Origin of the sequence: Rhizobium sp. RHZ01 (assembly GCF_014851595.1) — a bacterium.
GTDB classification, from domain to species: domain Bacteria; phylum Pseudomonadota; class Alphaproteobacteria; order Rhizobiales; family Rhizobiaceae; genus Rhizobium; species Rhizobium altiplani.
Genome location: NZ_JACUZZ010000102.1, coordinates 1 through 523, shown reverse-complemented (window position 1 = coordinate 523; position 523 = coordinate 1). Strand labels below are relative to the sequence as shown.

Annotated in this window: 1 protein-coding gene and 1 pseudogene; both read left to right on the top strand. The window is 56.4% G+C overall.

Annotated elements, in window-relative coordinates; all coding sequences use genetic code 11:
- Positions 1-116: pseudogene (locus IB248_RS30995) on the top strand (IS630 family transposase); the annotation flags it as partial.
- A 213-nt stretch (positions 117-329) separates the two neighbouring features.
- Positions 330-523 (top strand): hypothetical protein (locus IB248_RS31440; protein WP_210333102.1); only part of this gene is annotated, 194 nt, incomplete at its 3' end.

Below are 523 nucleotides of genomic sequence, written 5' to 3'. Positions count from 1 at the left end.
AAAAGCGAACCATCGAGGAAACGTGGCGCCATCTGGGCTTACTCGCCGACACCATAAAGCCAGAGGAATGCGCCAACTACTTCTCAAATGCCGGCTACGCTTCCGTCAAAACATGAAAGGCTCTAGTACTCGGTCTTGAAGGGAATCGAACCGGCGTCACTCAAGTCAACCGACGGGAACACCTGGAAATCAATCTTTCTGGCGTAGGCTCTCTTGTGGAACTCGCCAAAAGCCGGCCCAGCGTCATCACCTTCCCCAGACCGCGGTGCCCGTGGGCAAGGTCAGATTGACTGCCGCCACCGATAGACAAGTGAAACGAATCTGTTGGAATGGCGGTCAGCGCGGCTCTCGACGCCGACCCGAATTCTTCGGCGCAGGCCGTCGAGCATTGCGAAATCGCTCGCTTGTATGGGGCATTGTCAAGCCTGCTCCTATTTCATTTTCTCATCATCTCCTTGTTCGGCCGATTGGCGACCATCTCCTCGTCCCGACCTATTTTCGCGATCGCCGCGGCGCGCAGTGA